The following is a 9,760-nucleotide window of genomic DNA, read 5'->3' as shown; positions in this document are numbered from 1 at the left end:
CCCGGCCCCCAGGCCCCCGCCCCCGGCCGCGCGGCCTCACCGACCGTCGGCTCACCGGCTCCCAGGCCCCCGCCGCCGCCAGCCACTGACCCCACCGGCCGCCGACCCCACCGGCCGGTGGACCGCCCGGACAAGCCACTCACCTCGAATTGGCCCTTTTTCCGGCTCCGTGGCACTGGGTTTGATGACGTTTGCAGCATCACCGCCCTTGATTAGTGAGGTCACATCGTGTCCACCCCCACTCCGCAGCAGCCCGAGACCGGCACGGCGCGCGTCAAGCGCGGCATGGCCGAGCAGCTCAAGGGCGGCGTGATCATGGACGTCGTCAACGCCGAGCAGGCGAAGATCGCCGAGGACGCGGGCGCCGTGGCCGTCATGGCCCTGGAGCGGGTCCCGGCCGACATCCGCAAGGACGGCGGGGTGGCCCGGATGTCCGACCCGAACATGATCGAAGAGATCATCGGCGCCGTCTCCATCCCCGTGATGGCCAAGTCCCGCATCGGCCACTTCGTCGAGGCCCAGGTCCTGCAGTCCCTCGGCGTCGACTACATCGACGAGTCCGAGGTCCTGACCCCGGCCGACGAGATCAACCACTCCGACAAGTGGGCCTTCACCACCCCCTTCGTCTGCGGTGCCACCAACCTGGGCGAGGCCCTGCGCCGCATCGCCGAGGGCGCGGCCATGATCCGCTCCAAGGGCGAGGCCGGCACCGGCAACGTCGTCGAGGCCGTCCGCCACCTGCGCCAGATCAAGAACGAGATCGCCAAGCTGCGCGGCTTCGACAACAACGAGCTGTACGCCGCCGCCAAGGAGCTGCGCGCTCCCTACGAGCTCGTCAAGGAGGTGGCCGAGCTCGGCAAGCTGCCGGTCGTCCTCTTCTCCGCCGGTGGCGTCGCCACCCCCGCCGACGCGGCGCTGATGCGCCAGCTCGGTGCCGAGGGCGTCTTCGTCGGCTCCGGCATCTTCAAGTCGGGCGACCCGGCCAAGCGCGCCGCCGCCATCGTGAAGGCCACCACCTTCTACGACGACCCGAAGATCATCGCGGACGCCTCCCGCAACCTCGGCGAGGCCATGGTCGGCATCAACTGCGACACCCTGCCCGAGGCCGAGCGCTACGCCAACCGCGGCTGGTAAGCGGCAGGCACGTTCGTCCCGGGTGGGCGGTCCGCGCTGTGCGGGCCGCCCACCCGTCGTCACAGATCTGAGAGGCAGTCCCCGTGTCCACCCCCACCATCGGTGTCCTCGCCCTGCAGGGCGACGTCCGCGAGCACCTCGTGGCCCTCGCCGCGGCCGACGCCCTGGCCCGCCCGGTCCGCCGCCCCGAGGAGCTGGCCGAGGTCGACGGCCTGGTCATCCCCGGCGGCGAGTCCACGACCATGTCCAAGCTCGCGGTCGTCTTCGGGATGCTGGAGCCGCTGCGCGAGCGCGTGCGCGCCGGAATGCCGGTCTACGGCACCTGCGCCGGCATGATCATGCTCGCCGACAAGATCCTCGACGGCCGCGAGGACCAGGAGACCCTGGGCGGCATCGACATGATCGTCCGCCGCAACGCCTTCGGCCGGCAGAACGAGTCCTTCGAGGCGTCGGTGGAGGTGGCCGGCATCGAGGGCGGCCCCGTCGAGGGCGTTTTCATCCGCGCCCCCTGGGTCGAGTCCGTCGGCGCGGCCGCCGACGTGATCGCCACCCACGACGGCCACACCGTGGCCGTCCGGCAGGGAAACGTCCTGGCGACGTCCTTCCACCCCGAGCTCACCGGCGACCACCGAGTGCACGCCCTCTTCGTGGAGATGGTGCGCGCAGCGCAGTAGTGAGATCCCGGTAGGATCTCAGTCGTTCGTTCAGAATTTGGTTACGCGAAGGAGACAGGCGGATGTCCGGCCACTCTAAATGGGCTACGACGAAGCACAAGAAGGCCGTGATCGACGCCAAGCGCGGCAAGCTCTTCGCAAAGCTGATCAAGAACATCGAGGTCGCGGCCCGCATGGGCGGTGTCGACATCGACGGCAACCCGACGCTCTACGACGCCATTCAGAAGGCGAAGAAGCAGTCGGTCCCCAACAAGAACATCGACTCCGCGGTCAAGCGCGGCGGTGGCCTTGAGGCCGGTGGCGCCGACTACGAGACCATCATGTACGAGGGCTACGGCCCGAACGGTGTCGCGGTGCTCATCGAGTGCCTCACCGACAACCGCAACCGCGCCGCCTCCGACGTGCGCGTCGCCATGACCCGCAACGGCGGCTCCATGGCCGACCCGGGCTCGGTGTCCTACCTGTTCAACCGCAAGGGCGTCATCATCGTCCCCAAGGGCGAGCTCTCCGAGGACGACGTGCTCGGCGCGGTCCTGGACGCCGGTGCCGAGGAGGTCAACGACCTCGGTGAGTCCTTCGAGGTCCTCAGCGAGGCCACCGACCTGGTCGCGGTCCGCACCGCCCTGCAGCAGGCCGGCATCGACTACGACTCGGCCGAGGCCAACTTCGTCCCCACCATGCAGGTGGAGCTCGACGAGGAGGGCGCGCGCAAGATCTTCAAGCTGATCGACGCGCTGGAGGACAGCGACGACGTGCAGAACGTCTTCGCCAACTTCGACGTCTCCGACGACGTCATGGCCAAGGTCGACGCGTAACACGTCCGGCAATGGTCGGCCGACGGGCCGGCGGGGGAACACACCCCGCCGGCCCGTCGGCATGACCGGCCGTTGTCAGTGGCAGCCGATAGCCTGCCCGGGCAGGTGATCGAAGGGGAGGGGCGCGATGCGGGTGCTGGGCGTGGACCCGGGGCTGACACGGTGCGGCGTCGGAGTGGTGGAGGGCGTCGCGGGCCGTCCGTTGCGCATGGTCGGCGTCGGCGTCGTACGCACGCCCCCCGAGTCGGAGGCCGCCGAGCGGCTCGTCCTCATAGAGCGCGGCATCGAGCAGTGGCTCGACGAGCACCGCCCCGAATACGTCGCCGTGGAGCGGGTGTTCAGCCAGCACAACGTCCGTACGGTCATGGGCACCGCCCAGGCCAGCGCCGTCGCCATGCTGTGCGCCGCCCGCCGCGGACTGCCCGTCGCGCTGCACACCCCCAGCGAGGTCAAGGCCGCCGTCACCGGCTCCGGCCGGGCCGACAAGGCCCAGGTCGGCGCCATGGTCACCCGGCTGCTGCGGCTGGACGCCCCGCCCAGGCCGGCCGACGCCGCCGACGCCCTCGCCCTGGCCATCTGTCACATCTGGCGGGCCCCCGCGGCCAACCGCCTGCAGCAACTCGCCGACGCCCAGCGCCGCACCACCGCTTCCGTACGACTCCCGAAGGGCACCCGATGATCGCCTTCGTCTCCGGCCCGGTCGCGGCCCTCGCCCCCGACGCCGCCGTCGTCGAGGTCGGCGGCATCGGCATGGCCGTCCAGTGCACGCCGAACACCCTCTCCGGACTCCGCGTCGGCCAGCAGGCCCGGCTCGCCACCTCCCTCGTCGTCCGTGAGGACTCGCTGACCCTCTACGGCTTCGCCGACGACGACGAGCGCCAGACCTTCGAACTGCTGCAGACCGCGAGCGGGGTCGGCCCCCGCCTCGCGCAGGCGATGCTCGCCGTGCACACCCCCGACGCACTGCGCCGCGCCTTCGCCTCCGCGGACGAGAAGGCGCTCACGGCCGTCCCCGGCATCGGCAAGAAGGGCGCGCAGAAGCTGCTGCTGGAGCTCAAGGACCGGCTGGGCGAGCCGGTCGGTCCGGCGGCCCCGGCCGCCACACCCGCGGCCGCTGCCGGCTGGCGGGATCAGCTGCACACCGCGCTCGTGGGCCTCGGCTACGCGTCGCGCGAGGCGGAGGAGGCGGTGGCCGCCGTCGCCCCGCAGGCGGAGGAGGTTGCCGCCGCAGGCGGTACGCCGCAGGTCGGCCGGCTGCTGCGGGCCGCGTTGCAGACGCTGAACCGGGCGCGGTGAGCAGTGGGTTCCTCCCCGGCCCCGCCCCTTCGCCGTTTCCCGAGGGGCTTCGCTCCCCGGCCCCCCCGGACCGCGCTGCGCGCGGTGTCCTCGAACGCCGGACGGGCTGAGATCAGCCCCTCCGCCCGCACCGTGAGGTTCAACCCGTGAACTGGGACGACGAGTCCGCATACGCCACACCCCCGGCAGGCGACCGCCTCGTCGGCACCGACGCCGACGGGGAGGACCGGGCCGTCGAGGCCGCGCTGCGCCCCAAGGACCTGGCCGAGTTCGTCGGCCAGGAGCGGGTCCGGCAGCAGCTCGACCTCGTCCTGAAGGCCGCCCGCGCCCGCGGCGCCACCGCCGACCACGTCCTGCTCTCCGGCGCCCCCGGGCTCGGCAAGACCACCCTCTCGATGATCATCGCCGCCGAGATGGGCGCCCCGATCCGCATCACCTCCGGGCCCGCCATCCAGCACGCCGGCGACCTCGCCGCGATCCTCTCCTCCCTCACCGAGGGCGAGGTGCTCTTCCTCGACGAGATCCACCGCATGTCCCGGCCCGCCGAGGAGATGCTCTACATGGCGATGGAGGACTTCCGGGTCGACGTGATCGTGGGCAAGGGCCCCGGCGCCACCGCCATCCCGCTGGAGCTGCCGCCCTTCACCCTCGTCGGCGCCACCACCCGGGCCGGCCTGCTGCCACCCCCGCTGCGCGACCGCTTCGGCTTCACCGGGCACATGGAGTTCTACGCCCCCGCCGAGCTCCAGCGCGTCGTCCACCGCTCGGCGCGGCTGCTCGACGTGGAGATAGACGAGAAGGGCGCGGCCGAGATCGCCGGCCGCTCGCGCGGCACGCCCCGCATCGCCAACCGCCTGCTGCGCCGGGTGCGCGACTACGCCCAGGTCAAGGCCGACGGCGTGATCACCCAGGAGGTCGCCGCCCGGGCCCTTGAGGTGTACGAGGTCGACCGGCGGGGCCTGGACCGGCTGGACCGGGCCGTGCTCACGGCCCTGCTCAAGCTGTTCGGCGGCGGCCCCGTCGGGCTGTCCACGCTCGCCGTCGCCGTCGGTGAGGAGCGCGAGACCGTCGAAGAGGTCGCCGAGCCGTTCCTGGTGCGGGAGGGGCTGCTGGCCCGTACGCCCAGGGGCCGCATCGCGACCCCGGCCGCGTGGACGCACCTCGGGCTGACCCCGCCCCCGCACGGCGGCCCGGGCACCGCTGCGCAGGACGGCCTGTTCGGGCAGTGACCGGCGCGGGGGCTGGTCCGGTCAGGAACCACGGTGACATGCTGGGCGTTGTTCCATAGGTGCGGACTCGCTTAGACTCCGCCGATGCCGTCCGTACATGTACGGCATACCACCCCCGTAGACCAGGCCGCGCCCCCAGCGGTCGTGTGAAGGAAACCCCGTCCCGTGAATATCGTGACTCTCCTGCCGTTCATCGTGCTCATCGGGGCCATGTTCCTGATGACCCGGTCGGCGAAGAACAAGCAGCGCCAGGCCATGCAGATGCGTGACCACATGCAGCCGGGTACCGGTGTCCGGACCATCGGCGGCATGTATGCCACCGTCAAGGAGATCAACGAGGACACGGTCCTGCTGGAGGTCGCCCCGGGCGTGCACGCGATCTACGCGAAGAACGCCATCGGCGCCGTCCTGGAGGACGCCGAGTACAACCGCATCGTCCACGGCCTGGAGCCGGAGGAGACCCCGGTCGTCCCGGACGACGCCTCCGCGCTGACCGAGGCCGTCGAGTCCGGCGAGCCTCCGGTCGAGAAGAAGATCGACCTCGGCAAGGACGCCGCCGCCACCGAGGACAAGGGCGAGAAGCCCGCCGCGTCCGGTGAGGGGACCGAAGCGGAGGCCAAGGACGCCAAGCGGGACGGCGGCACCGACGCGAAGTAGCCACTTTCCGGAACCGCGGAGCACCCACCGAGCGGTGCACCGCGGTTCCGTTACGGTCTAGGCTCCGGCGGGGGGCAGTCCCCACAACACTCGTGGCCGTCCGGCGAACACCCGACGCCGGACGGTTGGACAGGGAGAAACGACAAGGTGGCAGCACCGAAGAAGGGCCGCAGGTCCCCGGGCGGCCAGGGCAGGCCGGGCCGAGTCCTGGCCCTGATCCTGATCGCCATGGTGGCGCTCACCGCGGGGATGTTCGCCTCCGGGCACACCACACCGCGGCTGGGCATCGACCTCGCGGGGGGTACGAGCTTCACGCTGGAGGCCAAGAACCAGCCCGGCAAGCCCAATGCGATCAACACCACCAACATGAACACGGCCGTCGGCATCATCGACCGCCGTGTCAACGGTCTCGGCGTGACCGAGGCCGAGGTGCAGACGCAGGGCGTGAAGCACATCATCGTGAACATCCCCAAGGGGACGAACGCGAAGCAGGCCCGCCAGCAGGTCGGCACCACCGCACAGCTCGGCTTCCGGCCCGTCCTGACGTCCACCGCGGGCGTCAAGACCCCGGAGCCCGCGCCCAGCGCCACCGGCGACAAGGACAAGGCCGACAAGGGCAAGCAGGACGAGAAGAGCAAGCAGGACGACAAGAACAAGTCCTCCGGCTCGCCCTCCCCGTCGGCCAGCACCCAGGGCCGTCCCGTGACCGACGCCCTCAAGGCCGACAAGGCCGACGCGACGCCGGGCGCCTCCGCCTCCTCCTCCGCCAAGGCGGACGACAAGAGCGCGAAGAAGGACGACAAGAAGGCGCCGACGCCCACCCCGGCCACCGGGGACACGGCCGCCCTCCAGAAGAAGCTCGACGCGCTGGACTGCTCCACCAAGGAGAGCCGCTCCAAGGCCAACGAGGCCGCCGCGAGCGCCAAGCCGACCGACTCGATCGTCGCCTGCCGCAAGGACGGCCAGGTCAAGGAGATCCTCGGCCCCGTGGCCGTCGAGGGCACCGGCGTCACCGACGCCAACGCCGTCTTCGACACCCAGGGCGGCAAGGGCTGGATCGTCCAGCTGAAGTTCAACTCCTCGGGCTCCAAGAAGTTCGCCCAGGTCACCGGCCAGCTGGCCACCAAGCCGGCCCCGCAGAACCAGTTCGCGATCGTCCTGGACGGCGAGGTCGTCTCCGACCCCTCCGTCTCCACCTCGATCGGCGGCGGCCAGGCCGAGATCTCCGGCGGCTTCACCCAGCAGAGCGCCACCGACCTCGCCAACGTGCTGTCCTACGGTGCCCTGCCGCTCTCCTTCGACGTCGTCACCGAGACCACGGTGACCGCCGCGCTCGGCGGTGAGCAGCTGCGCGCCGGCCTGGTCGCCGGTGCCATCGGCCTCGCCCTGGTCGTCATCTACCTGGTGGCCTACTACCGCGGCCTCGCGCTCGTCGCCCTCGCCAGCCTCGCGGTCTCCGCGATCCTCACCTACACGATCATGGTCCTGCTCGGCCCGGCCATCGGCTTCGCGCTGAACCTGCCGGCCGTCTGCGGTGCCATCGTCGCGATCGGCATCACCGCCGACTCCTTCATCGTGTACTTCGAACGCATCCGGGACGAGATCCGCGAGGGCCGCACCCTGCGCCCGTCCGTCGAGCGTGGCTGGCCGCGCGCCCGCCGCACCATCCTCGTCTCCGACTTCGTCTCCTTCCTCGCCGCCGCGGTGCTCTTCGTCGTCACCGTCGGCAAGGTGCAGGGCTTCGCGTTCACCCTCGGTCTGACCACGCTCCTCGACGTCGTCGTGGTCTTCTTCTTCACCAAGCCGCTCATGACGATCCTCGCCCGCCGCACGTTCTTCGCCAGCGGCCACCCCTGGTCCGGCCTGGACCCCAAGCGGCTCGGCGTCAAGCCCCCGCTGCGGGCCTCCCGTCGCCGCGCCTCCGCCCCCGTCGACCCGAAGGAGGCGTGAGATGTCGCGACTCGGAACTCTCGGCGCCCGGCTCTACCGCGGTGAGGTCGGCTACGACTTCGTCGGCAAGCGGAAGATCTGGTACGGCATCTCGATCCTCATCACCATCACGGCCATCGTCGGCCTGGCGGTGCGTGGCCTGAACATGGGCATCGAGTTCTCCGGCGGCGCGGTCTTCACCACGCCCCCGACCTCCGTCTCCTCGACGCAGGCCCAGCGGACGGCCGAGGACACCTCCGGCCACACCGCCGTCGTGCAGAAGCTGGGCAACAAGGCCCTGCGCGTCCAGGTCAGCGAGCTCACCCCCGAGCAGTCGCGCAAGACCCAGGAGGCGCTGGCCAAGAAGCTCGACGTGCCGCTCGACAAGGTCAACACCGACATCGTCGGCCCCAGCTGGGGCGACCAGATCGCCAACAAGGCATGGACGGGCCTCGCGGTCTTCATGATCCTCGTGGTGATCTACCTGGCGATCGCCTTCGAATGGCGCATGGCGCTCGCCGCCCTGATCGCCCTGGTCCACGACCTCACCATCACCGTCGGCGTCTACGCGCTGGTCGGCTTCGAGGTCACCCCGGGCACCGTGATCGGTCTGCTGACCATCCTCGGCTACTCCCTCTACGACACCGTCGTCGTCTTCGACGGTCTGAAGGAGAGCTCGAAGGACCTCACCAAGCAGGCGCGCTTCACCTACAGCGAGATGGCCAACCGCAGCCTCAACGGCACCCTGGTGCGTTCCATCAACACCACGGTCGTCGCGCTGCTCCCGGTCGCCGGCCTGCTGTTCATCGGCGGCGGCTTCCTGGGCGCGGGCATGCTCAACGACATCTCCCTCGCCCTCTTCGTCGGCCTCGCGGCCGGTGCCTACTCCTCCATCTTCATCGCCACCCCGCTGGTCGCCGACCTCAAGGAGCGCGACCCGCAGATGAAGGCCCTGGCCAAGCGGGTGCGCGCCCGGCGCGCCGCCGACGCCGCCAAGGCCGAGGCCGGCGAGGCCCCCGAGGACGACGCCACCGACGCGGACGACGCAGAGGCCGCCGGCGTCGTCGGCCAGCGCAGCCAGACCGCGAGCCGCAACCGCGGCCGCGGCGGTGCGACGGGCAAGCGCCGATGACCGCCGGGAGCGCCGCGGGCGCCGAACGCGAGCTGACCGAACTGCTGCTCAGCCGGATCCACGACGTGCCGGACTACCCGAAGCCGGGCGTGACGTTCAAGGACATCACCCCGCTGCTCGCCGACGCCCGGGCCTTCGGCGCGCTCACCGACGCCCTCGCCGGGCTCTGCGAGCGCCACGGCGCCACCAAGGTCGTCGGCCTGGAAGCCCGCGGCTTCATCCTGGCCGCCCCGGTCGCCGTCCGCGCCGGGCTCGGCTTCGTGCCCGTGCGCAAGGCGGGCAAGCTGCCGGGCGCCACGCTGGCCCAGGCGTACGACCTCGAATACGGCAGCGCCGAGATCGAGATGCACGCGGACGCGCTGGACAGCGGCGACCGGGTGCTCGTCATCGACGACGTGCTGGCCACCGGCGGCACCGCCGAGGCGTCCCTGCAGCTCATCCGCCGGGCCGGCGCCGAGGTGGCGGGCGTCGCCGTGCTGATGGAGCTCAGCTTCCTGCCCGGCCGCGAGCGCCTGGAGGGCGCCCTCGCCGGCGCGCCCCTGGAGGCGCTGATCACGGTCTGAGGCACGGCCGCGACCACAGGGCGGGCACCGGGAGCTTCCCGGTGCCCGCCCTGCGTCGTGCGGGGCGCCGACGGCCTTGCCGCAGCCGGGCGCGCGGCGCTCCGGTGGCCGGGATCGATACCATGGCAGTCCGGACCTGAACGGGGGGCCGGAACGCATGAGGAGTGCTCTTGCCAGACGAGGTCCACCAGCCGCTCACCGCCGCTCACCAGGACAAGCCGTCTCCCGAGGCCGCGGCGGCCGCGGGCACGCCCACCGGCCGCCCGCACAGCGCCCCCGAGCCCGCCCCCGGCGGCGACCGGAGCACGCCGCGCGCCGGCGACGGACCGCC

General features: G+C 71.6%; 10 protein-coding genes. All 10 read left to right on the top strand.

The features are described from left to right. Positions 1-228: 228 nt before the first annotated feature. The 10 genes from pdxS to LE181_RS28670 all read left to right on the top strand — a co-directional run bounded on the left by pdxS (position 229) and on the right by LE181_RS28670 (position 9,429). Positions 229-1,134, top strand: coding sequence for a pyridoxal 5'-phosphate synthase lyase subunit PdxS (pdxS, locus tag LE181_RS28715; protein ID WP_225664431.1), 906 nt, complete (start codon positions 229-231; stop codon positions 1,132-1,134). Between the two features lie 83 nt (positions 1,135-1,217). Further along, the gene (gene pdxT / locus LE181_RS28710) at positions 1,218-1,808 is read left to right on the top strand and encodes a pyridoxal 5'-phosphate synthase glutaminase subunit PdxT (RefSeq protein WP_225664430.1); all 591 of its coding nucleotides are present in this window, start codon (positions 1,218-1,220) and stop codon (positions 1,806-1,808) included. A 62-nt stretch (positions 1,809-1,870) separates the two neighbouring features. Further along, the gene (locus LE181_RS28705; protein WP_225664429.1) at positions 1,871-2,623 is read left to right on the top strand and encodes a YebC/PmpR family DNA-binding transcriptional regulator; all 753 of its coding nucleotides are present in this window, start codon (positions 1,871-1,873) and stop codon (positions 2,621-2,623) included. A 127-nt stretch (positions 2,624-2,750) separates the two neighbouring features. Continuing rightward, complete coding sequence (ruvC, locus tag LE181_RS28700) at positions 2,751-3,302, top strand: crossover junction endodeoxyribonuclease RuvC (RefSeq protein ID WP_225664428.1); 552 nt, start codon at positions 2,751-2,753, stop codon at positions 3,300-3,302. Next, positions 3,299-3,919, top strand: coding sequence for a Holliday junction branch migration protein RuvA (gene ruvA, locus LE181_RS28695; protein ID WP_225664427.1), 621 nt, complete (start codon positions 3,299-3,301; stop codon positions 3,917-3,919). The genes ruvC and ruvA overlap by 4 nt, the downstream gene beginning before the upstream one ends. A gap of 146 nt (positions 3,920-4,065) precedes the next feature. After that, positions 4,066-5,148, top strand: a complete 1,083-nt coding sequence (gene ruvB, locus LE181_RS28690) for a Holliday junction branch migration DNA helicase RuvB (RefSeq protein WP_225664426.1) — start codon at positions 4,066-4,068, stop codon at positions 5,146-5,148. Between the two features lie 165 nt (positions 5,149-5,313). After that, positions 5,314-5,805, top strand: a complete 492-nt coding sequence (yajC, locus tag LE181_RS28685; RefSeq protein ID WP_225664425.1) for a preprotein translocase subunit YajC — start codon at positions 5,314-5,316, stop codon at positions 5,803-5,805. Positions 5,806-5,952: 147 nt separating this feature from the next. Further along, positions 5,953-7,755: a protein translocase subunit SecD gene (secD, locus tag LE181_RS28680; RefSeq protein ID WP_225664424.1), complete on the top strand. Its 1,803-nt coding sequence runs from the start codon at positions 5,953-5,955 to the stop codon at positions 7,753-7,755. Between the two features lies 1 nt (position 7,756). Next, positions 7,757-8,866, top strand: coding sequence for a protein translocase subunit SecF (gene secF / locus LE181_RS28675; RefSeq protein ID WP_225664423.1), 1,110 nt, complete (start codon positions 7,757-7,759; stop codon positions 8,864-8,866). After that, complete coding sequence (locus LE181_RS28670) at positions 8,863-9,429, top strand: adenine phosphoribosyltransferase (RefSeq protein ID WP_225664422.1); 567 nt, start codon at positions 8,863-8,865, stop codon at positions 9,427-9,429. The genes secF and LE181_RS28670 overlap by 4 nt, the downstream gene beginning before the upstream one ends. Positions 9,430-9,760 lie beyond the last annotated feature (331 nt).

Source organism: Streptomyces sichuanensis (genome assembly GCF_020328095.1).
Lineage (GTDB): Bacteria > Actinomycetota > Actinomycetes > Streptomycetales > Streptomycetaceae > Streptomyces > Streptomyces cinnamoneus.
The sequence above is the reverse complement of the archived record's forward strand: the minus strand, read 5'-3'. Positions and strand labels throughout refer to the sequence as shown.

What these genes read in the sequence shown, in the direction of transcription:
- secF (WP_225664423.1), top strand. Translation starts at nt 7,757, where the DNA reads ATGTCGCGACTCGGAACTCTCGGCGCCCGGCTCTACCGCGGTGAGGTC.
- ruvC (WP_225664428.1), top strand. Translation starts at nt 2,751, where the DNA reads ATGCGGGTGCTGGGCGTGGACCCGGGGCTGACACGGTGCGGCGTCGGA.
- LE181_RS28705 (WP_225664429.1), top strand. Translation starts at nt 1,871, where the DNA reads ATGTCCGGCCACTCTAAATGGGCTACGACGAAGCACAAGAAGGCCGTG.
- LE181_RS28670 (WP_225664422.1), top strand. Translation starts at nt 8,863, where the DNA reads ATGACCGCCGGGAGCGCCGCGGGCGCCGAACGCGAGCTGACCGAACTG.
- ruvA (WP_225664427.1), top strand. Translation starts at nt 3,299, where the DNA reads ATGATCGCCTTCGTCTCCGGCCCGGTCGCGGCCCTCGCCCCCGACGCC.